The organism is Variovorax nivicola (assembly GCF_051216475.1).
Taxonomy (GTDB): Bacteria; Pseudomonadota; Gammaproteobacteria; order Burkholderiales; family Burkholderiaceae_C; genus Variovorax.
Map to the genome: position 1 here is coordinate 26,833 of NZ_JBPJZK010000007.1, position 24,515 is coordinate 51,347.

General features: G+C 66.2%; 20 protein-coding genes. 12 read left to right on the forward strand and 8 right to left on the reverse strand.

Annotation, left to right across the window (positions count from 1 at the left end; translation table 11 throughout):
* The first annotated feature begins 39 nt into the window (after nucleotides 1-39).
* The 9 genes from ACSFBF_RS25440 to ACSFBF_RS25480 all read left to right on the forward strand — a co-directional run bounded on the left by ACSFBF_RS25440 (nucleotide 40) and on the right by ACSFBF_RS25480 (nucleotide 11,476).
* Nucleotides 40-1,005: an ABC transporter substrate-binding protein gene (locus tag ACSFBF_RS25440; RefSeq protein WP_435471887.1), complete on the forward strand. Its 966-nt coding sequence runs from the start codon at nucleotides 40-42 to the stop codon at nucleotides 1,003-1,005.
* Nucleotides 1,006-1,017: 12 nt separating this feature from the next.
* A complete protein-coding gene (gene chvE / locus ACSFBF_RS25445) occupies nucleotides 1,018-2,088 on the forward strand; it encodes a multiple monosaccharide ABC transporter substrate-binding protein (protein ID WP_435471889.1) in 1,071 nt (356 codons plus the stop codon).
* 41 nt (nucleotides 2,089-2,129) lie between these two features.
* A complete protein-coding gene (mmsA, locus tag ACSFBF_RS25450) occupies nucleotides 2,130-3,656 on the forward strand; it encodes a multiple monosaccharide ABC transporter ATP-binding protein (RefSeq protein ID WP_435472364.1) in 1,527 nt (508 codons plus the stop codon).
* Nucleotides 3,643-4,854: a multiple monosaccharide ABC transporter permease gene (mmsB, locus tag ACSFBF_RS25455; RefSeq protein ID WP_435471891.1), complete on the forward strand. Its 1,212-nt coding sequence runs from the start codon at nucleotides 3,643-3,645 to the stop codon at nucleotides 4,852-4,854. Before mmsA ends, mmsB begins: the two co-directional genes overlap by 14 nt.
* A 15-nt stretch (nucleotides 4,855-4,869) precedes the next feature.
* The gene (locus tag ACSFBF_RS25460) at nucleotides 4,870-6,393 is read left to right on the forward strand and encodes a sugar ABC transporter ATP-binding protein (protein ID WP_435471892.1); all 1,524 of its coding nucleotides are present in this window, start codon (nucleotides 4,870-4,872) and stop codon (nucleotides 6,391-6,393) included.
* 291 nt (nucleotides 6,394-6,684) lie between these two features.
* Complete coding sequence (locus ACSFBF_RS25465) at nucleotides 6,685-7,734, forward strand: ABC transporter permease (RefSeq protein ID WP_435471894.1); 1,050 nt, start codon at nucleotides 6,685-6,687, stop codon at nucleotides 7,732-7,734.
* Entirely contained in the window at nucleotides 7,731-8,765 is a 1,035-nt protein-coding gene (yjfF, locus tag ACSFBF_RS25470; RefSeq protein WP_435471896.1) for a galactofuranose ABC transporter, permease protein YjfF, read from the forward strand. The genes ACSFBF_RS25465 and yjfF overlap by 4 nt, the downstream gene beginning before the upstream one ends.
* A gap of 30 nt (nucleotides 8,766-8,795) precedes the next feature.
* A complete protein-coding gene (locus ACSFBF_RS25475; protein WP_435471898.1) occupies nucleotides 8,796-10,544 on the forward strand; it encodes an IlvD/Edd family dehydratase in 1,749 nt (582 codons plus the stop codon).
* 14 nt (nucleotides 10,545-10,558) lie between these two features.
* On the forward strand, nucleotides 10,559-11,476 hold the full coding sequence (locus tag ACSFBF_RS25480; RefSeq protein ID WP_435471900.1) for a dihydrodipicolinate synthase family protein: 918 nt from the start codon (nucleotides 10,559-10,561) through the stop codon (nucleotides 11,474-11,476).
* Between the two features lie 19 nt (nucleotides 11,477-11,495).
* Here ACSFBF_RS25480 and ACSFBF_RS25485 read toward each other — a convergent pair whose 3' ends face one another.
* The 5 genes from ACSFBF_RS25485 to ACSFBF_RS25505 form a co-directional block, all read right to left on the reverse strand.
* Nucleotides 11,496-11,768, reverse strand: coding sequence for a hypothetical protein (locus ACSFBF_RS25485; protein ID WP_435471902.1), 273 nt, complete (start codon nucleotides 11,766-11,768; stop codon nucleotides 11,496-11,498).
* A 134-nt stretch (nucleotides 11,769-11,902) separates the two neighbouring features.
* Nucleotides 11,903-12,394 carry a hypothetical protein gene (locus tag ACSFBF_RS25490; RefSeq protein ID WP_435471904.1) on the reverse strand — a complete coding sequence of 164 codons (492 nt, stop codon included), beginning with the start codon at nucleotides 12,392-12,394 and terminating at the stop codon, nucleotides 11,903-11,905.
* 76 nt (nucleotides 12,395-12,470) lie between these two features.
* On the reverse strand, nucleotides 12,471-12,881 hold the full coding sequence (locus tag ACSFBF_RS25495; protein ID WP_093076001.1) for a hypothetical protein: 411 nt from the start codon (nucleotides 12,879-12,881) through the stop codon (nucleotides 12,471-12,473).
* Nucleotides 12,882-13,032: 151 nt separating this feature from the next.
* Nucleotides 13,033-15,600 carry a cyanophycin synthetase gene (gene cphA / locus ACSFBF_RS25500; protein WP_435471906.1) on the reverse strand — a complete coding sequence of 856 codons (2,568 nt, stop codon included), beginning with the start codon at nucleotides 15,598-15,600 and terminating at the stop codon, nucleotides 13,033-13,035.
* A gap of 46 nt (nucleotides 15,601-15,646) precedes the next feature.
* Nucleotides 15,647-17,884, reverse strand: a complete 2,238-nt coding sequence (locus ACSFBF_RS25505) for a cyanophycin synthetase (RefSeq protein WP_435471908.1) — start codon at nucleotides 17,882-17,884, stop codon at nucleotides 15,647-15,649.
* A gap of 139 nt (nucleotides 17,885-18,023) precedes the next feature.
* Between ACSFBF_RS25505 and ACSFBF_RS25510 the strand changes: the two genes are divergently transcribed.
* Together ACSFBF_RS25510 and ACSFBF_RS25515 are read left to right on the forward strand one after the other, a co-directional pair.
* Nucleotides 18,024-20,321, forward strand: a complete 2,298-nt coding sequence (locus tag ACSFBF_RS25510) for a cyanophycin metabolism-associated ABC transporter (RefSeq protein ID WP_435471910.1) — start codon at nucleotides 18,024-18,026, stop codon at nucleotides 20,319-20,321.
* Nucleotides 20,318-20,797, forward strand: coding sequence for a cyanophycin metabolism-associated DUF1854 family protein (locus ACSFBF_RS25515; RefSeq protein WP_435471912.1), 480 nt, complete (start codon nucleotides 20,318-20,320; stop codon nucleotides 20,795-20,797). The genes ACSFBF_RS25510 and ACSFBF_RS25515 overlap by 4 nt, the downstream gene beginning before the upstream one ends.
* A gap of 17 nt (nucleotides 20,798-20,814) precedes the next feature.
* Here ACSFBF_RS25515 and ACSFBF_RS25520 read toward each other — a convergent pair whose 3' ends face one another.
* Entirely contained in the window at nucleotides 20,815-21,225 is a 411-nt protein-coding gene (locus tag ACSFBF_RS25520) for a DUF2177 family protein (RefSeq protein ID WP_435471914.1), read from the reverse strand.
* 79 nt (nucleotides 21,226-21,304) lie between these two features.
* Between ACSFBF_RS25520 and queC the strand changes: the two genes are divergently transcribed.
* The gene (gene queC / locus ACSFBF_RS25525) at nucleotides 21,305-22,009 is read left to right on the forward strand and encodes a 7-cyano-7-deazaguanine synthase QueC (RefSeq protein WP_435472366.1); all 705 of its coding nucleotides are present in this window, start codon (nucleotides 21,305-21,307) and stop codon (nucleotides 22,007-22,009) included.
* Here queC and ACSFBF_RS25530 read toward each other — a convergent pair.
* The gene (locus ACSFBF_RS25530; RefSeq protein ID WP_435471916.1) at nucleotides 21,991-23,784 is read right to left on the reverse strand and encodes an ABC transporter ATP-binding protein/permease; all 1,794 of its coding nucleotides are present in this window, start codon (nucleotides 23,782-23,784) and stop codon (nucleotides 21,991-21,993) included. The genes queC and ACSFBF_RS25530 overlap by 19 nt on opposite strands.
* Nucleotides 23,785-23,906: 122 nt before the next feature.
* The gene (locus ACSFBF_RS25535) at nucleotides 23,907-24,467 is read right to left on the reverse strand and encodes a phosphonate degradation HD-domain oxygenase (protein WP_435471918.1); all 561 of its coding nucleotides are present in this window, start codon (nucleotides 24,465-24,467) and stop codon (nucleotides 23,907-23,909) included.
* Nucleotides 24,468-24,515: the final 48 nt, after the last annotated feature.

The window sequence follows — 24,515 nt, forward strand, 5'->3', positions numbered from 1 at the left end:
ACGGTTCTCAACAAGCAAGTCAACAGAAGGAGACATCCCATGACCATGAATCGCCGTACCCTCAACACCGCGCTCGCCGCCGCTGCCCTCAGTGGCCTGCTGCCCGTTTCCGCGCTGGCGCAGAAGAAACTCGTGCTCGGCTTCGCGCAGGTGGGGGCCGAGAGCGAATGGCGCACCGCCAACACCGAGTCGATCAAGTCCTCGGCCAAGGAGGCGGGCATCGATCTCAAGTTCTCCGATGCGCAGCAGAAGCAGGAAAACCAGATCAAGGCCATCCGCTCGTACATCGCGCAGAAGGTGGACGTGATCGCGTTCTCGCCTGTGGTCGAGTCGGGCTGGGAAACCGTGCTGCGCGAGGCCAAGGCCGCCAAGATCCCGGTGGTGCTGACCGACCGCTCCGTCAACACCAAGGACGACTCGCTCTACGTGACTTTCATGGGCTCCGATTTCACCGAGGAAGGCCGCAAGGCCGGCCGCTGGCTGGTCGAGAAGATGAAGGATCAGAAGGGCGAAGTGAACATCGTCGAGCTGCAGGGCACCGTGGGCTCGGCCCCTGCCATCGACCGCAAGAAGGGCTTCGAGGAAATCATCAAGGCCGACCCGAAGTTCAAGATCATCCGCTCGCAGACCGGCGACTTCACGCGCGCCAAGGGCAAGGAAGTGATGGAAGCCTTCCTGAAGGCCGAGGGCAAGAAGATCAACGTGCTCTACGCGCACAACGACGACATGGCCATCGGCGCGATCCAGGCGATTGAAGAAGCCGGTCTGAAGCCCGCGAAGGACATCGTCATCATCTCCATCGACGGTGTGAAGGGCGCCTTCGAAGCCATGATCGCCGGCAAGCTCAACGTGTCGGTCGAATGCAGCCCGCTGCTCGGGCCGCAGCTGATGCAGGCGGTGAAGGACATCAAGGACGGCAAGACGCTGCCAAAGCGTATCGTGACGGTCGAAGGCATCTTCCCCATGGAAGTCGCAGCCAAAGAGTTTCCCAATCGCAAGTACTGAGAGCCCACACCCATGAAACGCAAATTCCTCAAGGCCTCCCTCGCGGGCATCGCATTGGCCGTCGTCGGCTTCACGCCGCTGGCCAACGCGCAGGACAAGGGCCTGATCGCCATCTCGATGCCCACCAAGTCGTCGGCCCGCTGGATTGCCGACGGCGCCAACATGGTCAAGTACTTCAAGGACAAGGGCTACAAGACCGACCTGCAGTACGCCGACGACGACATTCCGAACCAGCTCGCGCAGATCGAGAACATGGTGACCAAGGGCTCCAAGGTGCTGGTGATTGCGGCCATCGACGGCACCACGCTGTCCGACGTGCTGCAGAAGGCGGCCGACAAGGGCGTGAAGGTTATCGCGTACGACCGGCTCATCAAGGGTTCGAAGAACGTCGACTACTACGCCACCTTCGACAACTTCCAGGTCGGCGTGCTGCAGGCGCAGTCGATCGAGGCGGCGCTGGGGCTGAAGAGCGGCAAGGGCCCGTTCAACATCGAGCTGTTCGGCGGCTCGCCCGACGACAACAACGCCTTCTTCTTCTACAACGGCGCGCTCTCGGTGCTCAAGCCCTACATCGACAGCGGCAAGCTGGTGGTGCGCAGCAAGCAGATGGGCATGGACAAGGTCGGCACGCTGCGCTGGGACGGCGCGGTAGCGCAGGCGCGCATGGACAACCTGCTGTCGGCCTACTACACCAAGGACCGTGTCGATGCAGTGCTGTCGCCGTACGACGGCCTCTCTATCGGCATTTTGTCGTCGCTTAAGGGCGTGGGCTACGGCTCGGGCTCGCAGCCGATGCCCATCGTGTCGGGTCAGGACGCCGAGGTGCCTTCGGTGAAGTCGATCCTGCGCAAGGAGCAGACATCGACCGTGTTCAAGGACACGCGCGAGCTGGCCAAGGTTACGGTGGCCATGGTCGACGCCATGCTCTCGGGCAAGACGCCCGAGGTGAACGACACCAAGACCTACAACAACGGCATCAAGGTCGTGCCCTCGTACCTGCTGAAGCCGGTGAGCGTGGATGCGTCGAACTGGAAGACGGTGCTGGTCGACAGCGGCTACTACAAGGAAAGCCAGATCAAGTGAGCATTGACGGCCGTACTGCCGATGCCGCCGCCATCCTCGAGATGCGCGGCATCACCAAGACGTTCCCTGGCGTGAAGGCGCTGAGCAACGTCAACCTCAGCGTGCGCGCGGGGGAGATCCACGCGGTGGTCGGCGAGAACGGCGCGGGCAAGTCGACGCTCATGAAGGTGCTGAGCGGCGTCTACCCGTGCGACTCGTACACCGGCGAGATCCATTTCGAGGGCGAGCTGCGCCGCTTCCGGGGCATTGCCGACAGCGAGAAGCTGGGCATCATCATCATCCACCAGGAGCTTGCGCTGGTGCCGCTGCTGTCCATTGCCGAGAACATATTCCTCGGCAACGAGATTGCCAGCGGCGGCGTGATCGACTGGTTTGCCGCCTATGCGAAGACGCGCGAGCTGCTCGCCAAGGTGGGCCTGAAGGAGCCGCCGACCACGCTGGTGACCGACCTGGGCGTGGGCAAGCAGCAGCTGGTGGAAATCGCCAAGGCGCTGGCCAAGGAGGTGAAGCTGCTGATCCTCGACGAGCCCACCGCCAGCCTGAACGAGAACGACAGCGATGCGCTGCTGATGCTTCTGCTGGAGCTCAAGCGCCAGGGCATCGCGTCGATCCTCATCTCGCACAAGCTCAACGAGATTGCCAAGGTGGCCGATTCGATCACCGTGCTGCGCGACGGCGCCACGGTCGAGACGATGGATTGCGCAAGGCAGGCGATCAGCGAAGACCGCATCATCCGCGGCATGGTCGGGCGTGACATGGCGCACCGCTATCCGCAGCGCGACCCGAAGATCGGCGAGACCGTGTTCGAGGTGCGCGACTGGCGCGTGCACCATGCGCTGCATGCCGACCGCGAGCAGATCAAGGGCGTGAGCCTGAATGTGCGCAAGGGCGAGATCGTCGGCATCGCGGGCCTCATGGGCGCGGGCCGCACCGAGCTGGCCATGAGCGTGTTCGGCAAGTCCTACGGGCAGCGCATCAGCGGCTCGGTGTTCATGCACGGCAAGCAGGTGGATGTGAGCACGGTGCGCAAGGCCATCGACCACGGCATCGCCTACGTCACCGAAGACCGCAAGGGCCTGGGGCTGGTGCTGGAGGAAGACATCCGCAAGAACATCAGCCTGGCCAACCTCGATGCGATTTCCGATTCTTCGGTGATCGACAACGGGCGCGAATTCAAGGTGGCCAACGAGTACCGCAAGGCGCTCAACATCCGCTGCTCGGGCGTCGAGCAGCTGGTGGTCAACCTGTCAGGCGGCAACCAGCAGAAGGTGGTGTTGAGCAAGTGGCTCTTCACCAAGCCCGAACTACTGATTCTCGACGAGCCCACGCGCGGCATCGACGTGGGCGCCAAGTACGAGATCTACACCATCATCGACCAGCTCGCGAGCGAGGGCAAAGGCATTCTCATGATTTCTTCGGAACTGCCGGAGCTGCTCGGCATGTGCGACCGCATCTACGTGATGAACGAGGGGCGCTTCGTCGCCGAGTTTCCGGCTGCAGAAGCCTCGCAGGAACGCATCATGCACGCCATCGTGAGTGCGGGGAGTTCGGTTCATGTCGCAGCCTGAAGTGAACGCGGTGAAGCCCGCAGTACCCGTTACGGAAGCGCCGAAGCTGCATGTCGGCTTCCTGAAGAACAACCTGCGCGAATACGGCATGCTGATCTCGCTGGTCGCGATCATGGTGCTGTTCCAGGTGCTGACTGACGGCACGCTGCTGCGGCCGCTGAACCTCACCAACCTGCTGCTGCAGAACAGCTACGTGGTCATCATGGCGCTGGGCATGCTGCTGGTGATCGTGGCGGGGCACATCGACTTGTCGGTGGGCTCGGTGTGCGGTTTCATCGGCGCGCTGGCTGCGGTGCTGATGGTGGAGTACGAGTGGCACTTCGTGCCCACGGCCATCGTGAGCATTCTTGCGGGCGCCGTCATCGGCGCGGCGCAGGGCTGGTTCGTGGCCTTCCGCAAGATCCCTTCGTTCATCGTCACGCTCGCGGGCATGCTGGTGTTCAAGGGGCTCACGCTGGCGCTGCTGGCGGGGCAGTCGGTGGGGCCGTTCCCGGTGGAGTTCCAGCGTCTCAGCTCGGGCTTCATTCCCGATCCGCTGGGCGGCGAGGCATTGCGCACCACATCACTGGTGGTGGGTGCGCTGGCTGCGGCGGCGCTGGTGTTCTTCAAGCTGCGTGGGCGAGCCAAGCTGGCGGCGCACGGCATGGAGCAGGAGCCGTATGCCTTCTTCCTGGTGAAGAACCTGTTCTTCGCGGCCATCATCCTGTTCTTCAGCTACCTGCTCTCGACCTACAAGGGCCTGCCCAACGTGCTGATCGTGATGGCGGTGCTGATCGTGGTGTACGACTTCGTCACCAACCGCACGACCATCGGCCGGCGCATCTATGCGCTGGGCGGCAACGAGAAGGCGGCGCGGCTGTCGGGCGTGAAGACGCAGCGGCTCGCATTCCTCACTTTCGTGAACATGGGCGCGCTGGCGGCGCTGGCGGGCCTGGTGTTCGCGGCGCGGCTCAACACGGCCACGCCCAAGGCGGGCCTGGGCTTCGAGCTCGACGTGATCGCAGCCTGCTTCATCGGCGGCGCATCGGCCTCGGGTGGCGTGGGCCGGGTGATGGGCGCGGTGATCGGCGCTTTCATCATGGGCGTGATGAACAACGGCATGTCGATCCTGGGCATCGGCATCGACTACCAGCAGGTCATCAAGGGGCTGGTGCTGCTGGCGGCGGTGTTCATCGACGTCTACAACAAGAACAAGTGATGAAGGCGGCGCAGCATGGCTGACGACACTCCCCGCTCACCCGTGCTGGAGCTCAAGGGCATCCACAAGCAGTTCGGCGGCATCCCGGTGCTGCGCGACGTGCAGTTGCGGCTGTACCCCGGCGAGATCCACGCACTGATGGGGCAGAACGGCGCGGGCAAGTCGACGCTGATCAAGGTGCTGACGGGCGTGCTGCCGTCGAGCGGTGGCGAGATGTTCCTCGACGGCCAGCCGATTCATCCGCACTCGCCGCTGGAGGCGCAGAAGCTGGGCATCAGCACGGTCTACCAGGAGGTGAACCTGTGCCCGAACCTGTCGGTGGCGGAGAACGTGTTCGCGGGGCGCTACCCGCGCTGCGGTGTGGCACAGGGCTTTCGCATCGACTGGGCTTCCGTGAACCGGCGCGCCGAAGAACTGCTGGCGCGCATCGGGCTCGACATCGACGTGACGCGGCTGCTGTCGAGCTACTCGGTGGCGGTGCAGCAGATGGTGGCGATCGCGCGGGCGCTGGGCGTGTCGTCGAAGGTGCTGATCCTCGACGAGCCGACGTCGAGCCTGGACGACGACGAGGTGGAGAAGCTGTTCGAGGTGCTGCGGAGGCTGCGCGGCGAAGGACTGGCCATCGTTTTCGTCACGCACTTCCTCAACCAGATGTACGCGGTGTCGGACCGTATCACGGTGCTGCGCAACGGCAGTTGGATCGGCGAATGGCGCGCGGCCGACCTGGGGCCGCAGGCGTTGATTGCCGCGATGCTCGGGCGCGAACTGGCGGCGCAATCGGCGCGGCCTGCTGCGTTGCCTGCGTTCGACGAGGCCGCACCGGCTTTTCTGCAGGCCGAAGGGCTGGGCCAGGCCGGACAACTGCAGGCGACGGACCTGCGTGTGCGTGCCGGCGAAGTCGTTGGCATCGCGGGCCTGTTGGGCGCGGGGCGCACGGAACTCGCGCGGCTGCTGTTCGGGCTGGAGTCGCCCGACCGTGGCGTGCTCAAGGTGGACGGCCGCGCTGTCAGTTTTTCCAACCCGGCAGACGCGATCCGCGAAGGGCTCGCGTTGTGCCCCGAGGAACGCAAGACCGACGGCATTGTTTCGGAGTTGTCGGTGCGCGAGAACATCGCGCTTGCCTTGCAGGCACGCCTGGGCACACGGCGTTTCCTGTCGCATGCCGAGCAGACCGAGATGGCCGAGCGCTTCGTCAAGTCACTCGGCATCAAGACCGCGAGCGTCGAAACCCCCATCGGCCTGCTCTCCGGCGGTAACCAGCAGAAGGCAATGATCGCGCGCTGGCTCGCGACCGAGCCGCGTCTGCTGATCCTCGACGAGCCCACGCGCGGCATCGATGTGGCGGCCAAGCAGGAGATCATGGAAGAGATCCTGCGGCTTGCCAAGGCGGGTATGGCGGTGATCTTCATCTCGTCGGAGATGAGCGAGGTGGTGCGCGTGGCGCACCGCATCGTGGTGCTGCGGGACCGGAAGAAAGTGGGGGAGCTGCCGGGCGGCTCGTCTGAGGACGAGGTGTACGAAATGATTGCTGCGGCATGAAACACCTCTCTTCAGGGCGCGATCACGCCGACGGGGTACCTTGCTCCGCGAATGTCCCCCGGCCTGCGGCCTCCTCCTTTATTTCGCTGCGCAAGGCACCCCATCGACGTGATCGTTGGACAGTGCGGTCATTGATCGGCCAACACAACGGCATCGCCCATTGTGCGAATGGCACCGGGTGCTCCCCGCAGCGAAATAAAGGAGGAGCCGAAGGCGGGGGACATTCGCGGAGGGGAGTACCCGGTGTCATTCGCACGCGTCCCGAACACAACGCCCGTTGGAACAACTGACATGGCCGACAAGAACCACAACCCATTGGCAAGAGCGATGCACCACCGCCTGGCCTGGCCGATCGTCACGCTGCTGCTCCTGCTCGCAGTCAACACAGCCTTCAACTCCAGCTTCCTGCATCTCGAATGGCGCGAAGGCCATCTCTACGGCAGCCTGATCGACATCCTCAATCGCGCGGCGCCGCTGGTGCTGGTGTCGCTGGGCATGACGCTGGTGATCGCCACGCGCGGCATCGACATCTCCGTGGGCGCAGTGGTGGCCATTGCTGCGGCGCTTGCGGCCTGGATGATCGGCGGCTCGGTGGCCAATGACGTGAGCCGCTTTCCGATGCCGCTCGCCATCCTCGCGGCCATCGGCATTGCACTGTTGTGCGGACTGTGGAACGGGCTGCTGGTGGCCAAGGTTGGCATGCAGCCGATCATCGCGACGCTGATCCTCATGGTGGCAGGGCGCGGCATTGCGCAGTTGATTGCTGATGGCCAGATCATCACGATCTACTACAAGCCGTTCTTCTTCCTCGGCAGTGGCTATCTGCTGGGGTTGCCGTTCTCGCTGTTCATCGTGGGGGCGGTGTTCGTGCTGCTGTATCTCGCGATCACGCGCACGGCGCTGGGTTTGTTCATTCAGGCGGTGGGCATCAACCCGACGGCGGCGCGCGTGGCGGGCGTGCAGGCGCGGCGGCTGATTGTTGGTGCGTATGCCTTCTGTGGTGCCTGCGCGGGCGTGGCGGGGCTGCTGATCAGCTCCAACGTGAAGAGCGCGGATGGCAACAACGCAGGGCAGCTGATCGAGCTCGATGCGATCCTGGCGGTGACGCTGGGTGGCACAGCGCTGACTGGTGGGCGCTTCAGCTTGGTGGGCAGCGTGATCGGCGCGCTCATCATCCAGACGCTGACCTATGCGATCTATTCGCTGGGGGTGCCGCCGGAGATCAATCTTGTGGTGAAAGCCGGTGTGGTGTTTGCGGTGATGCTGCTGCAGTCGCCCGAGTTCAGGGCAGAAGTGCGGTCGCTGGTGCAGCGGCCGGCGCATGAAGGAGCTCGATCATGAGCGCGGTGATTGACGCTGCACCCTCACCCCAGCCCTCTCCCGCGCGCGGGACACGAGGGAAAGGGAGCAAGAGGCTCAACCCGAAGTACCTGCCGCTGGCGGCGACCATTTCGCTGTTCGTGCTGGTGGCGACGCTGGGGTCTGTCTTCTATGACGGCTTCTTCTCGGCACAGGTGTTCCTCAACCTGCTGATCGACAACGCGTTTCTCATCGTTGTTGCCGTGGGCATGACCTTCGTGATCCTCTCGGGCGGCATCGACCTGTCGGTGGGCTCGGTGATCGCGCTCACCACCATGGTGTCGGCCTCGCTCGTCGAGAAGCACGGCTGGAGTCCGGGCATCGTGATTCCGCTGGTGTTGCTCATGGGCACGGCCTTTGGCGCGTTCATGGGGCTGCTCATCGAGCGCTTCCGGCTGCAGCCCTTCATCGTCACGCTGGCAGGCATGTTCCTGGCGCGGGGACTTTGCTATCTCATCAGCATCGACTCGATCAGCATCACCAACGAGTTTTACTCGGAGGTTTCGCAGATCCGCATTCCCATCTGGGGCGAGGCCTCGGTGTCTATCAGCGCGGTGATCGCCATCGTGGTGCTGCTGGCGGCGATTTTCATTGCGCACTGCACGCCCTTTGGCCGCGCGGTGTACGCCATTGGTGGCAGCGAGCATTCGGCGATGCTGATGGGCCTGCCGGTGCGCCGCACGCTCATTGGCGTGTACACGCTGTCTGGCTTCTGCTCGGCGCTGGCGGGCGTGATCTTCACCTTCTACATGCTCTCGGGCTACGGCCTGCACGCGATAGGGCTGGAGCTCGACGCCATCGCGGCGGTGGTGATCGGCGGCACGCTGCTCACGGGCGGCGTGGGCTATGTGGCGGGCACGCTGTTCGGCGTGCTGATGCTCGGGATCATCCAGACGCTTATCTCATTCGACGGCACGCTGAGCTCGTGGTGGACGCGCATCGTCGTCGGTGCGCTGCTGTTCGTGTTCTGCCTGCTGCAACGCTTCTTTACCTCGCGCGCACCCCGGCGCTGACTTTCAATTTTTCCCCTCAGGACACCTCGCATGCCGGACACCCCTCCGAAGAAACTGCGCTCGACCGAATGGTTCGGGTCGGCCGACAAGAACGGCTTCATGTACCGAAGCTGGATGAAGAACCAGGGCATTCCGGACCACGAGTTCGATGGCCGGCCGATCATCGGCATCTGCAACACCTGGTCGGAGCTGACGCCATGCAACGCGCACTTCCGCAAGATCGCCGAGCACGTGAAGCGCGGCATCTCGGAGGCGGGTGGCTTCCCGGTCGAATTTCCGGTGTTCTCCAACGGTGAATCGAACCTGCGGCCCACTGCGATGCTCACGCGCAATCTCGCGAGCATGGACGTGGAAGAGGCCATCCGCGGCAACCCCGTCGATGCGGTGGTGCTGCTCACGGGCTGCGACAAGACCACGCCCGCGCTGTTGATGGGTGCGGCGAGTTGCGACATACCAGCCATCGTGGTCACGGGCGGGCCGATGCTCAACGGCAAGCTCGACGGCAAGAACATCGGCTCGGGCACGGCCGTGTGGCAGCTGCACGAATCGCTGAAGGCGGGCGAGATCAACCTGCATCAATTTCTTTCGGCCGAAGGCGGCATGTCGCGTTCGGCGGGCACCTGCAACACCATGGGCACGGCCTCGACCATGGCCTGCATGGCCGAGGCGCTGGGCACTTCGCTGCCGCACAACGCTGCCATTCCGGCGGTTGATGCGCGGCGCTATGTGCTCGCGCAGATGTCGGGCATGCGCGCGGTGCAGATGGCGAAAGAAGGGCTCACGCTGTCGAAGATCCTCACGCGCGAGGCTTTCGAGAATGCCATTCGCGTGAACGCGGCCATTGGTGGTTCGACCAATGCGGTGATCCACCTGAAGGCGATCGCGGGGCGCATCGGCGTCGATCTGGAGCTGGAAGACTGGACGCGCATCGGCAGCAACACGCCGACCATCGTCGACCTGATGCCTTCGGGGCGCTTCCTGATGGAAGAGTTCTATTACGCCGGTGGTTTGCCTGCCGTGCTGCGCCGGCTCGGTGAGAACGGGCTGCTGCCGCACCCTGATGCGCTCACCGTCAACGGCCATTCGATCTGGGACAACGTGCGCGAGGCGCCCAGCCTCGACGACGAGGTGATCCGCCCGCTGAGCAACCCGCTGATCGCCGATGGCGGCATCCGCATCCTTCGCGGCAACCTGTCGCCGCGCGGCGCGGTGCTCAAGCCCTCGGCCGCGTCGCCGGAGCTGCTGAAGCACCGCGGCAAGGCGGTGGTGTTCGAGAACCTGGAGCACTACAAGGCGCGCATCGTCGATGAAAACCTCGACGTCGATGCCAGCTCGGTGATGGTGCTGAAGAACTGCGGCCCCAAGGGCTACCCCGGCATGGCCGAGGTGGGCAACATGGGACTGCCGCCGAAGCTGCTGCGCCAGGGCGTGAAGGACATGGTGCGCATCTCGGATGCACGCATGAGCGGCACGGCGTACGGCACGGTGGTGCTGCACGTCGCGCCTGAGGCGGCGGATGGCGGGCCGCTCGCGGCGGTGCGCGATGGCGACTGGATCGAGCTCGATTGCGATGCGGGGCGCTTGCATCTCGACATCAGCGACGAGGAGCTGGCGTCGCGCCTGGCTTCGTTGTCGGCCTCCGACGTGCAGCCGATGAGCACGCGTGGCGGCGGCTACCAGAAGCTTTATGTCAACCACGTGCTGCAGGCCGATGAGGGCTGCGACTTCGATTTTCTGGTCGGCTGCAGAGGCTCGGCCGTTCCCCGCCATTCACACTGATTCATACACACGCCATGACACCCAGATACCGCGGCATCTTCCCGGTGGTGCCCACCACCTTCACCGAACAGGGTGCGCTCGACATCGAGAGCCAGAAGCGTTGCGTCGATTTCATGATCGACGCGGGCTCGGATGGCCTGTGCATCCTGGCGAATTTCTCGGAGCAGTTCGTGCTGTCCGACGAAGAGCGCGAAGTGCTTACGCGCACGATCCTCGAACACGTGAAGGGCCGAGTGCCGGTGATCGTGACCACCACGCACTACAGCACCAGGGTGTGCGCCGAACGCAGCCGCCGCGCGCAGGACATGGGCGCCGCGATGCTGATGGTGATGCCGCCGTACCACGGCGCGACCTTCCGCGTGCCCGAGCCGCAGATCTTCGAGTTCTATGCGCGGCTGTCGGACGCGGTGGGCATTCCGATCATGATCCAGGACGCGCCGGCCAGCGGCACGGTGCTGTCGGCCCCGTTCCTCGCGCGCATGGCCAAGGAGATCGAGCACGTCGCGTACTTCAAGATCGAAACCGCCGGCGCGGCCGCGAAGCTGCGGGAGCTGATCCGCCTGGGCGGCGACGCCATCGAGGGGCCATGGGACGGCGAAGAAGCCATCACGCTGATGCCCGACCTCGACGCCGGCGCGACCGGCTCGATGACCGGTGGTGGCTACCCGGACGGCATCCGGCCGATCATCGAGGCGCACCGTTCAGGCGACCGCGACAAGGCCTTCGCGCTGTATCAGCAGTGGCTGCCGCTGATCAACTACGAAAACCGACAGGCGGGCCTGCTGGCTTGCAAATCGCTGATGAAGGAGGGCGGGGTGATCGCCTGCGAAGCGCCGCGTCACCCGTTGCCGACGATGCACCCCGACACGCGTGCCGGCCTGATCGAAACCGCGAAGCGGCTCGATCCGATGGTGCTGCGCTGGGGGAAGTAGGGACGGGGAAAGAGGCCGCTCAGGCCTCGGGGGTGCTGCTGCTCTTTTCGAGTTCGCTGACCTGCAGCGACAGATCGAACAGCTTGGACTTGCTGGCGTAGTAGCGGTCGAGCCGCCATTCCTTCAGGATGTCCATTGCGAGCTGGAAGCTCTTGTAGTCGAGGTTGTAAAGCGTGACCAGTTCGAAGCTGCGTTCGGACTCTAGAGCCAACACGAGTTGGGCCAGGATCTTGGCCGATTCGTTGGCCGGGTCCGTTTCGATGAATCGGCGAGCGACCTTGATGGCATTCATGGGAAAGGATTCCTCGGTAGGCAGGGACCGAGAACTATAGCTAGCGTGCAACTGCCTTTTGTGACAGTACTGTGACAGTAGGGGCATCGCCAGCCCACCGAGTGGGTTGGCGATGCCTCGAGAGCAAAGCTCAATCAGCGCAGGGGAGCAGGCATCGGTTGGGGCATCGGGCGAGGCATTGGCCGAGGCATGGGCATCGGCTCCGGTGCCATGGCCGGCGCGGGCATCACGATGGTGGTGACCGACTCGCGGATCACGCCGCCGCCCATCACGCTGCCGTCGACGCTGGCCTGGGTGTTGCCGTTGCTGCCGAGCACGCGAGCCTCGCAGGCGGCGCGGTCGTCCGGTTGCTGCTGCAGGCCGCAGCGCGCGAGCGCATTGGCGCGGTAGTCAGGTGCGCTGGTCAGGCCGCCCTGGGCGGCCGCCTGGCGCGCGGCACCGGCTTCACGGATACAGGCGGCGCGGTCTTGCTGGTTGTGGCCGCAGACGGCCAGTTCCTGCTGGTAGATGCCGGGCGCTTCACCGCGGCGCGGCGATGCGGCCGAGACAGCGGTGGAGGCCGCCAGCGCGCCAACGGCGAGCACGGCGAAGAGCATTGAACGAGTGTTGCGAGTAGTGCTTTTCATGGATGACTCCTTGAAGCGAGCTGAAAAACCAGGGAAATGTTCGACCTCCCATAGGAGGACAGGAGGCCGGGTTCGGTCAACGTGCCGGCAGGGTCTGCGGCGGCAGGGGCGTCACGGTTTCGCGGATCACGCCGCCGCCCATCACGCTGCCTTCGGTGGTGGTGCGTGCTCCGCCCTTGATGCGGGCTTCGCAGTCAGGCTGTTCGACGGCGGGCAATTCGCTGCAGCGGGCGAGGGCATTGACCTGCTCGCGGGCGGGGCTGGGGCTGGTGAGGCCGCTGCGTCCGGCTTCCTGACGGGCGGCGCCGGCTTCGCGCAGGCACGCGGCGCGGTCCTGCTGCACGCCGTCGCAGGTGGCGCGTTCCTTCTGCATGCGGGCTTCGGAGCCCGGTGCCTGTGCGCTGGCCGTCTGTGCGCCGAAAACGATGAAACCACTGGCGGCGAAGAGGGCCGTGGCAGAGAGGATCGAACGAACTGTTGTTGTCATGCGGGCTCCTGGTAAAGCCACGCCCTCCGGGAGGTGCGTGACTGGAGCCACAGTCTGGTGTCGGTCGGGGCCTGCGGTCTGTGGGACAGCCGCACCCATGGACTGGGCCGGACGCGCCCCTGCATGTGGGACGTGTCCGGCAAGCGGGGCTTCAGCCCGCTGCGATGCGCTGTGCCAGGTGAGCGAGCGCTTCCTCGACCTGATCCACCAAGATCAGCGACAGGTCGCCGGGCTGCAGCCGGGCCAGTGCCGTGTCGATGGCGACGAACTCACCGCGGATCTCGTCGATATGGCGCGTGCGCGCCGCGCCCTGCAGGCCCTGACGCAGCAGCGCCATGACTTCGCCGTCGGCACGGCCGCGTTGCGCCGCGTCCTGATAGAGGATCACGTCGTCGAAGGCCTGGCCGAGGATGGCCGTCTGGTCGCGGATGTCCGAATCGCGCCGGTCGCCCGCGCCGCTGATCACCACCGAGCGCTTCTTCGCCGGCATCGTGTCCACGGCAGACACCAGGGCGCGCATGGCGTCGGTGTTGTGGCCGTAGTCGGCGATCACGGTGGCACCGCGGTAGTCCATGACGTTGAAGCGTCCGGGTACGCCGGCCGCGTCGTTCATGAAGCTCGCGAGGCCGCTGCGGATGGTGTCCCAGTCGAGGCCCACGGCCCAGGCCGCGGCCACGGAGGCCATGACGTTGTCGACCTGGAAGCCGATGGTGCCGCCGCGCGTGATGGGCACGTCGCGCAGCGCGATGCGTTCGCGCCACGAGCCTTCGGCCGCGACCAGCGTGTCCTGGTCGACATACACAGTGCGCTTGCCTTGCGCGCGGTGCGTGGCCATTACCGGGTGCATGCGGTCGGCGGTGAAGAAGATCACGTGGCCGGGGCAACCCGCTGCCATGGCAGCGACGTTCGGGTCGGCCGCGTTGAGCACCGCGTAACCGTCGGCCGCCACATTGCGAACGATCACGCGCTTGAGCACCGCGAGGTCTTCGACGGTGGTGATGTAGTTCAGGCCCAGGTGGTCGCCGCTGCCGATGTTGGTGACCACGGCCACCTGGCAGCGGTCGAAACCGAGGCCTTCGCGCAGCACGCCGCCGCGAGCCACTTCGAACACGGCTGCATCCACGTCGGGGTGCATCAGCACGTTGCGCGCGCTCTTGGGGCCGCTGCAGTCGCCGCTGTCGGTCTGGCGGCCGTCGACGTACACGCCGTCGGTGTTGGTCATGCCGGTGCGCAGGCCACTCGACGCGAGCAGGTGGTTGATGAGGCGCGCGGTGGTGGTCTTGCCGTTGGTGCCGGTGACGGCAACCACCGGAATGCGGCCGTCGTCGCCGTGGGCGAAGAGGGTGTCCATCACCGCTTCGCCGACCGCGCGGCCACGGCCGAACGAGGGCGAGATGTGCATGCGAAGGCCGGGCGCGGCATTTACTTCGACCACGCCGCCGTGCTGCTCTTCGAGTGGGCGCAGCACGTTCTCACAGACCATGTCGACGCCGCAGATGTGCAGACCTACCATTTGTGCCGCATCGACGGCGCGTGCCGCGACTTCGGGGTGCACGGTGTCGGTCACGTCGGTGGCGGTGCCGCCGGTGGACAGATTCGCGTTGTTGCGCAGCACCACGCGCTGGCCGCGCGCGGGCACGCTGTTGGGCGCGAGGCCCTGCGATTCGAGCCGGCCAACGGCGATGTCGTCGAGGCGAATCTTGGTGAGCGAGGTGGCGTGGCCCTCGCCGCGGCGCGGGTCGAGGTTCACGGCATCGACCAACTGGCGAACCGTGGAGCTACCGTCGCCGATCACCTGCGGAGGGTCGCGCCGCGCGGCGGCCACGAGGCGGTCGCCCACCACCAGCAGGCGGAAGTCGAAGCCGGGGAGAAACTTCTCGACCATCACCTCGCCGTAGGCGGCGGCCGAGTCGTAGGCCGCGAACAGTTCTTCGCGCGAGTTGATGTTGACCGTGACGCCCTTGCCCTGGTTGCCGTCCTGCGGCTTCACCACGACCGGCAGGCCGATCTCGTTGGCGGCGGCCCAGCCGTCTTCGGCGCTGCTGACGGGGCGGCCCAGCGGCACGGGCACGCCGGCAGCGTTGAGCAACTGCTTGGTCAGTTCCTTGTCTTGTGCGATCGATTCGGCCACGCCGCTGGTGCTGTCGACTTCGGCGGCCTGGATGCGGCGCTGCTTCGAACCCCAGCCGAATTGCACGAGGCTGCCGCTCGTGAGCCGGCGGAACGGAATGCCGCGTGCCACGGCGGCATCGACGATGGAGCCGGTGCTCGGGCCCAGGCGCTCGGATTCGTCGAGGTCGCGCAGCTCGGTGATGGCGGCGTTGGCGTCGAAGGCGGTGTCGGTCAGGGCGGCGGTAATGAGCTGCTCGGCCACTTCGATCGCGCGGCGGCCGACGGCTTCTTCGCTGTACTGGAACACGACCTGGTAGACGCCTTCTTCCACGGTGGGCGAGGTGTGGCCGAAGTTGACGGCGCAGCCGGCCTGGGCCTGCAGCGCCACGGCGGCGTTCTCGAGCACGTGGGCCAGCGCCAGCGGCTGGCCCAGCACCATCGGGTGCAGCTCGCCGATGGTGGGGAAGCGCGCGCGCAGGCGCGCCTCGAAGCCGGCCAGCTTGCTGATGGCGTTCTCGTCGCCTTCGCAGGCCACGACAGCCTCGATGGCGGTGTGGCGGCTCCAGAGATTGGGCCCGCGAAGGGCTCGGGTGCGGGTGACTTTCATGGGGCTGCGAGGGCTACGGTCTTATCGAGGCGATGCGAGGCAAGGCTCAAGCGAATTGGGGTTGGAGGGGTTGCGTCTGCGACAGCTGCAGCGAGGCCAGCGCCGCCTGCAGGTCGGCCTCGAAGGCCTCCACGCCGGCGCCGATCAGGTTCAGCGGAATGCCCATGGCCCAGGCCGCGGCCACGGCGGCCAGCAGGCTTTCGAGGCTCACGCCGGCATGGGTAGCGCGCCACACGGTCAGTCGGCCGAGGCCCGGCAGGAACGATTCGCTGCTGCCGTTGGCCAGCACCACGCGGTCTTGCCGCACCAGCACGGCCTTGCCGCCGGCGGTCTGGTGCGCGGTGAGGTCGGCGGCCTGCGAGTCGGCCGAGTACAGGATGACGGCGCCGTCGCACAGCGGCGCAAGGCCGGCCACGCGCGGGTCGGCTGCGTTCAGCACGGCCGTGCCTTCGGACAGCACCACGTCGACCTGAGTGCGCAGCACCTTGACCATCTGGTCGCTCTCGGTGATGTCGTAGTCGGCCAGCGTTTCAGAGCCTTCGAGGTCGGTGACGATGCCGACTTCGCAGCGGTCATAAGAAAGGCCGTCGCGCAGGATGGTCTCGGCGCCGTTCTCGATCACCACGGCCTGCACGGCGCGGTTCACGAGCAGGCGGTGGCCGGCGTCCCAGTTGGCGCTGTCGCGCGCGTCGACGCGGCGGCGTTCGAGGAACAGGCCGTCGCGACAGGCAAGGCCGGTGTGGCGCCCGCCCAGGCCGATCAGCCAGGCCACCAGGCGCGCCAGCACGGCGGTGTCGCGCGAACCGGCCACGCCGACCACGGGAATGCGTCCGGGCGCGTCGTTGGGGAACAGGTGGTCGCAGATGGCGCGGCCCACCGGGCGCGGCGAGCCGACGGCCGGCTTCAGGTGCATCAGCAGGCCGGGGCCGGCGTTGACTTCGACGATCGCGCCGCGCTGCGGGCCCAGCGGCTTGGAGATGTCTTGCGCAACGAGGTCGATGCCGGCGATGTCGAGGCCCACCACGCGCGCGGCCAGCACGGCGGCGTGAGCGACTTCGGGGTGGACCTGGTCGGTGCAGTCGTTGGCCATGTTGCCATTGCGCTGGATCGTGACCACGCGGCCGGCTGCGGGCACGGCGTTGGCGTCCAGCTCCTGGCGCTTGAGTTCGAGCTGAAGCTTGGCGTCGGTGTCGATCACGATCACGTCGAGCGGAAACTCTTCCTCAGCGCCGCGGCGCGGGTCGCTGTTGAGCTGCTTGTCGATGAGGTCGCGCACGCTGCTCTGGCCGTCGCCGGTCACGGTGATGATCTCCCCGCGCGCGGCTGCCACCACCTCGCCGCCCACCACCAGCAGGCGGTGTTCGTGGCCGCGGATGAAGCGCTCGACCATCACGTCGCTGCCCTCGGGCTCGGCGACCGCGAAGGCGGCAAATACTTCTTCGCGAGTCGTCAGTTCGAGCGACACGCCGCGGCCGTGGTTGGCGTCCGACGGCTTCACGACCACCGGCAGGCCGATGTCCTCGGCGGCTTCCCAGGCTTCTTCGGCAGTGGCGACCACCTGGCCTTCGGGCACGGGCACGCCGCAGCTCGCGAGCAGGGACTTGGTCAGTTCCTTGTCGCTGGCGATCGATTCGCCGATGGCGCTGGTGTAGTCGGTCTCGGCCGTCCAGATGCGCTGCTGGTTGGCGCCGTAGCCCAGCTGCACCAGGTTGCCGCTGTTCAGGCGCATGTGCGGAATGCCGCGGTCGGTGGCGGCGGCCACGATGGCGGCGGTGCTCGGGCCGAGGTAGCAGTCTTCGACCTTGGCCTTGACCGCGTCGACGGCCTTCTGCACGTCGGCGGCGGTGAACGGGTCGTTGTTGATGGCGGCCATCAGCAGGCGGTGGCCCTCGGCCAGCGCCACGCGGGCGACCTGCTCGTCACGCGCGCGGAACACCATGCGGTAGACGCCGTGCTCCGAGGTGCTGCGGGTTTGCCCGAAGCCCGTGGGCATGCCGGCCAGGTTCAGCAGCTCGATGACGACGTGTTCGAGCACGTGGCCTGACCAGGTGCCTTCGGTCAGGCGCTGGACGAAGCCGCCGCGCTCGCCCACGCCACAGTGGTGCTCGATGAGCGCCGGCAGCAGGCCAGTCAGGCGGTCGGTGAAACCGTCGATCTTGTTGGAGGGGTAATCTTCCAGTTGGCCCAGATCGAGCCAGACTTCGAGCACCGGACGGTAGGTCCAGAGGTTGGGACCGCGCAAATAGTTGATGCGCAGCAGTCGGATGTCGTCGAAACGGGTCATGCAAACGTTCGATGTGCTTTGGCCGAGCACCACGGCGCCTTCAAGCGCGCCCATGGCGATCAGTCAGAATCGGCGCCCGACGAAGGGCGCCATGACGCGGTCCATGCGGCCCGCGACGGGCAAGAGTCAAAGAAACACAATGCAACATCACGATCCAGTCGGCACCCGGGAGGGCGAAACAGAGGCGGCTTCAGACGCGCTGAAAAACCGGCTCGCAGTCGCGGAAAACGTTCTGGTAATACTGTCGGTTGACCTCGACGACCAACTTCGCTTCGCTTCCGGCCTAGTGGCCCTGACTGACCAGAGGCTGATCGCGCTCGAACCGGGTGGCCAATCCGGGGGGGAATGGCGTGAGTGGCCACTAACCGATGCGGCCCTCGAACTGCGCCTGTCCGACCACTCCGGCGTCGGAACCCTAGATTTGACGGGGCCTGCGGGCCGGTTGGGCCGCTGGCGCTACACCCTGGCCGGGCAGGCCGCGGCCCTGCGGCTGCTCAAGCTTTTCGGTCAGCGCATGGCTGGTGTCGCCAAGGAGACACCTGAAGTCATCGAGGTCGCCGATGGCGACGAACCCGCCGACACCGAGCTCCAGACCCCGCCCTCGACCTGGGTGCTGCTGCGCCTGGGCCGCTTCGCCAAGCCCTACCGCAAGCAGTTGATTGCAGGGTTTCTGCTGACCCTGATCTCCACCGCCGCCACCCTGGTGCCGCCGTACCTGACCATCCCGCTGATGGACGACATCCTGATTCCGTTCCAGAACGGGCAGAAGATCGACACCATGCGCGTGGGCCTGTACCTGGGCGGCCTGCTGGTCGCGGCGCTGGTCGGCTGGGGGCTGGGCTGGGCGCGCACCTACCTGCTGGCGCTGGTGTCCGAGCGCATCGGCGCCGACCTGCGCACCACCACCTACGAACACCTGCTGACCCTGCCGCTGGACTACTTCGGCGGCAAGCGCACCGGCGACCTGATGGCGCGCATCGGCTCGGAAACCGATCGCATCAACGTTTTCCTGTCGCTGCACGCGCTCGATTTCGCCAACGACGTGCTGATGATCGTGATGACCGCGGTCATCCTGTTTTCCATCAACCCGCTGCTGGCCGTGGTCACGCTGGTGCCGCTGCCCTTCATCGCCTGGATGATCCATGTGGTGCGCGACCGCCTGCGCACCGGCTTCGAGAAGATCGACCGCGTCTGGTCCGAGGTGACCAACGTGCTGGCCGACACCATTCCCGGCATCCGCGTGGTCAAGGCCTTCGCCCAGGAGCGCCGCGAAGCCGAGCGCTTCCGCATCGCCAACGCCTACAACCTGCAGGTCAACGACAAGCTCAACCGCACCTGGTCGCTGTTCACGCCGACCGTGTCGCTGCTGACCGAAATCGGCCTGCTCGTGGTCTGGGCCTTCGGCATCTGGCAGGTGGCGCGCGGCAGCATCACGGTGGGTGTGCTCACCGCCTTCATTGCCTACATCGGCCGCTTCTATACGCGGCTCGACTCGATGAGCCGCATCGTCTCTGTCACGCAGAAGGCGGCGGCCGGCGCCAAGCGCATCTTCGACATCCTCGACCACGTGAGCAATGTGCCCGAGCCTGCCAACCCGGTGAAGGTGGAGCGGGTGCAGGGCCGCATCGAGATGAGCGGGCTGGGCTTCCGCTACGGCTCGCGCGCCGTGATCCACGACCTCGACCTGGTGATCGAGCCCGGCGAGATGATCGGCCTCGTGGGCCACAGCGGTTCGGGCAAGAGCACGCTGGTCAATCTGATCTGCCGCTTCTACGACGTGACCGATGGCGCCATCAAGGTCGACGGCACCGACATCCGCCGCTTCGCCGTGGCCGACTACCGGCGCCACGTGGGGCTGGTGCTGCAGGAGCCCTTCCTGTTCTTCGGCACCATCGCGCAGAACATCGCCTACGGCAAGCCCGACGCCACGCGCGAGGAAATCGTGGCCGCGGCCCGTGCGGCCCATGCACATGACTTCATCCTGCGGCTGCAGCACGGCTACGACTCGCTGGTGGGCGAGCGTGGGCAGGGCTTGTCAGGCGGCGAGCGCCAGCGCATCAGCATCGCGCGCGCGTTGCTGATCGACCCGCGCATCCTGATCCTCGACGAAGCTACTTCGGCCGTGGACACCGAGACCGAGAAGGAAATCCAGAAGGCGCTCGACAACCTCGTGCAGGGCCGCACCACCATCGCCATCGCGCACCGCCTGTCGACGCTGCGCAAGGCCGACCGGCTCGTGGTCATGGACCGCGGCGAGGTGGTCGAGGTGGGACCGCACGACGCCTTGATGGCAAAGCAGGGCGCCTACTGGCGGCTCTACCAGGCGCAACTGCGCCAGGGCGACGACGATGCGAGCGAAGGAGCAGCCGACGAGCGCGCCAACGCGCAGGCTCCGCTGGCCATCAGCCATGCAGCCCATCCGGCGGGGGAAGCATGACCGAGCACAACACTCCATCTTTCGAACTCGAACGCGATGCCTTCGGCCGCCTCGTGCTGACCGACGCGCAGGGCGAGCGCCATGTGGGCATCGTGCCCGTGCGGGCCTTTCCGCTGAGCGCGCCCGGCCATGGCATTTCGCTGGTCGGCAGCGAAGGGCGCGAGCTGGTCTGGATTGACAGCGTCGATCAGCTGCCGGCGCAAGCCAAGGCGCTGCTGGAAGAAGAACTCGCGGTGCGCGACTTCGCGCCCACGCTGCTGCGCCTGCACGGCGTGTCGAGCTTCGGCGTGCCCAGCACCTGGACCATCAGCACCGACCGCGGCGACACCACCTTCGTGCTCAAGGCGGAGGAAGACATCCGCCGGCTCGAAGGCGGCGCGCTGTTGATCGCGAGCGCACACGGCGTGCAGTTCCGCATTCCCGATGTGAAGACGCTCGACCGCGCGTCGCGCAAGCTGCTCGAGCGCTTCCTCTAGAAGAAAGCGCGGCGCAGTCAGCGGGCGGCGAACCAGCGCAGCGTTACCGCGCCCGCTGCGGCAGCCACGCCGCTCACCAGCGTGCCCCAGGCGATGTCGATGAACGACAGCGCCAGCGGCCAGTTGCGGATGACGGCCAGGTTGGTCAGGTCGTAGGTGGCGTAGCAGAAGAGGCCGAACAGCCCGCCCAGCAGCGCGGCCCGCATCACGCCCTGCGCCTTCAGCCCCGGCACGATCGCGAACACCAGCAGGCCGATGGGGTACATCAGGTAGAAGAGGGCCGCGAAGCCCAGACGCGGGTTGGGCGACATCAGCTCGCCCATCGCCTCCTGGTACATGCCCTTGGCGACGACACCGAGCCAGGTCATGTCGATCACCAGCAGCACCACGAAGGTGACGGCCCATGCAGCCAGGTGTTTGATGCTCATGCGCGGGATCGTATCCGCGGCCCCGCTCGGCCTGCGAAAATCGCACATTTGGACTACAACGGCCCCGCCGTTGACGGATATGCCCCTGCACACCACCGCCCTCGTTCTGTTTTCCGGCGGCCAGGACTCGACCACCTGCCTCGCCGACGCGCTCTCGAAGTACCAGCGCGTCGAAACCCTGGGCTTCGACTACGGGCAACGCCACCGCGTCGAGCTCGACGTGCGCGGCACCATCCTCTCGAAGCTGCGCGAGCGCTTCCCTGACTGGGCGCCGCGCCTGGGCGAAGACCATGTGCTCACGCTCGCCGCGCTGGCGCAGCTCGGCGGCTCTTCGCTCACCGAAGAAGTCGCCTTCGCCATGCAGGCCGACGGCCTGCCCAACACCTTCGTGCCCGGGCGCAACCTGCTGTTTCTCACGCTGGCCGGCGCGCTGGCCTACCGGCGCGGGCTGCAGGTGATCGTCACCGGCGTCTGCGAGACCGACTTCTCGGGCTACCCCGACTGCCGCGACGACACGATGAAGGCGATGCAGCTTGCGCTGTCGCTGGGGCTGGAGCGCCGCCTCGTCATCGAGACGCCGCTCATGTGGATCGACAAGGCCGAGACCTGGACCATGGCGCACCGCCTGGGCGGCGAGCCTCTCGTCGACCTGATCGTGGAAGAGACCCACACCTGCTACCTCGGCGACCGCGTGCACCGCCAGGCCTGGGGCTACGGCTGCGGCGAGTGCCCTGCCTGCGACCTGCGCAAGAAGGGCTGGGAGCGCTACGCCGCGGCGGGCTGAACCCCCGCTGAGGTGTTCAGCCGGTAGCGCGCACCGCCGGCAGCGCCGTCTTCCTGCGGCACCAGCGTCCATCGCTGATTGTGGAAGTCGCCCACGGCCGCGCGGTGCGCGATCGACACCATCGCCCCGCCGGCGGCGTGCACCGTGGCGGCGAGCCGCTTGTAGAGAACGCTTTCGGCCTGGGCGTCGAGCGCGCTGGTGATCTCGTCGGCGAACAGCCATGCCGGTTTCTTGAGCAGCACCCGCGCGATGGCCAGGCGCTGCTGCTCGCCGCCGGAGAGTTTCTGGCTCCAGGCGTCGCTGTCGTCGAGGCGGCTTACGAGGTCGGGCAGCAGCGCATCGGTCAGGGCCTGGCGCAGTTGGTCGTCGCTGAAGTTCGATGCGGGGTTGGGGTACGTCAGCGCATCGCGCAGCTTGCCGTCGGGCACGTAGGGCCGCTGGGGCATGAAGGCGACGTTGTCGGGCACCTGCAGCTTGCCCTTCGAGAACGGCCAGATGCCCGCGAACGAGCGGAACAGCGTCGACTTGCCGCTGCCCGAAGGCCCTTGCAGCAGCACGCTGTCGCCGGGCTTCACCGCCAGCGCGGCGCCGGCAAGCAGCGGCGTGCCGTTTGGCAGCGCGACTGCGAGGTCGTCGGTTTGCAGCATCTCCGAGGGCGCGCGCTGCAGGGCGTCGTCCCGCGAGGCATGGGCCGTCATGCTGTCGTCGAAACTGGTAAGGCGGTCGGTGGTGGCGCGCCACACGGCCACGCTGTCGTAGTTGTCGACGAACCAGCTGAGCGACTCCTGCACCTTGCCGAAGGCCGAGCCGATCTGCATCAGGTGGCCGAGCTGGAACGCGCCGCCAAAGTACTGCTGCGCTGCCACGAGAAACGGAAAGATCACCGCAGCCTGCCCGAAGAACGAGGTGAAGGTGACGAGGTTCTTCTGCTGCTTGATCAGCAGCAGGTAGTTGCGCAGCACGTCGCCGAAGCGCAGGTCGAGCTGGCCGCGCTCGACCTTCTCGCCGTGGTCCAGCGCAATCGCCTCGCTGTACTCCCGCACGCGCACCAGGTGATGCCGGAAGTCGGCCTCGAAGCGCTGCTGCCTGAAGTTCAGGCCGATCAGCGGGCGGCCGATGAAATGCGTGACGACGGTGCCGACGATGGAATACCCCAGCGCCAGCCAGACCATCGCGCCGACGATCTGGTGGGTGGTGCCGTTGAAGGTGAACGAGAAATTGCCCGACAGCCCCCAGAGCAGGCCGATAAAGCTCAGGAGAGTGACGACGGCATTCAACAGGCCCATCGAGAGCGTCATCGTGGAACTGGTGAAGATCTGCATGTCTTCCTGGAGGCGCTGGTCGGGGTTGTCCGGCGTGTGGCCGTCCTTGTTGGCGTAGCGCGCCAGCTCCAGGTGATAGAAGGTGCGGTCCGCCATCCAGCGCGACAGGTAGCTGCGTGTCATCCAGGTGCGCCAGCGCAGCTGCAGCAGCTGGGTTATGTAGAACTTCAGCACCTGCACCGCGATGTTGAAGAAGGCGATCCAGCCGAACACGCGCACCTCGCGCCAGAAGGCCGTCACGTCCTTGTTCTGCAACGCGTCGTAGAAGCGCCCGTACCACTGGTTGCCCAGCACCGCCACATATACATAGAAGAGGTTCAGCGCGACGATGGTCAGCAGCATGGCGCGGGCGCGCCATTTCTCCTCTGACCGGAAGTAGGGCGCCGCGAGCGAGAAGACGCGGCGCAGTACCTGGATGAACGTGCTTGCGCGCGCGGTGACGGATGAAGACATGTGGTTTCCTCGCAGGCGCCCGTGCGGCGCCGGTCATCATGAAGAAACCATCGTAGACAACTGTTTCTTAGTCCGGCCTGAAATCAGCCGGAAACCTGGCCCAGTCCCGAAAAATCGACTCGTCAGTGCAGCATGACCCTGGCTGCAGTCGCCAGGAAGTGGGCCAGAGGCGGCGTCTGCAGCCCTTCGACCTTCGCCTCTTCGTCCCACAGCCGAAGCCGCACTGCGTCGCCCGACCAGCGGTGCGTGGCAAAGCGCTGAGCCGTTTCCGCGTCCATCACGCCGCCCTGCAGGGCCAGGCTGCGCACCGAATCGGGCGAGAGCTTCGAGAAATAGTCGGGCCGTGTCGCGCACAGGTAGCGCTTGGCGTCCACGTGCAGGCGGATCGGCTCGCGCACTTCGATGTCGAATGCGCCGCGCAGCAGTGGCAGTGCGATGTATTGATGGCGGTCGTCGATGCCCAGCTGGGTAGGAGACTGCGATAGCGTCTGGTGCTCGGCGATCAGCAGGTGGCCCAGGTCATGCAGCAGCGCGGCGGTGACCAGTGAATCGCTCGCGCCGGCCTGCTCCGCGAGCCAGGCGCATTGCAGCGCATGTTCCAGCTGGGACACGGGTTCGCCCGCGTACGCGACTCCACCGCGTTCAGCGAACAGGCGGGCGATCTCGGCAAGGTCGAGTGTCATGAAAGCGAAGCGAAAACACAGGTAATAACTCCGGCAGCTTGACGCGAC